We start from the raw sequence: 230 nt of genomic DNA, 5'->3' as shown, positions 1-230 counted from the left end.
GACGACGGGTGCCGGGCACCAGTTCGAGGCCGATAAACGCGCGGTGGATCTGGAAAGCCTGCGTGTCGCCATCAAGGTCGGCCAGATCATTGGTTTGCGACTTAACATAGCGGTCGGCTTCAATCAAAAAGCCCGCCGTACCTGCCGCCGGGTCCTGCACCACTTCACGCGGCTGCGGTTTCAGCAGATGAATACTGGTTTTAATCAGCGGACGCGGGGTGAAGTACTGG

The 230-nt window shown here is 59.1% G+C and carries 1 protein-coding gene; it reads right to left on the bottom strand.

Annotated elements, in window-relative coordinates:
- A partial coding sequence (locus AC0L27_RS41570; RefSeq protein WP_473323962.1) for an N-6 DNA methylase occupies window positions 1-230 on the bottom strand: 230 nt, incomplete at both ends.

The organism is Bradyrhizobium sp. Ken51 (assembly GCF_055807435.1).
This window is presented reverse-complemented; position numbering and strand designations above follow the sequence as displayed.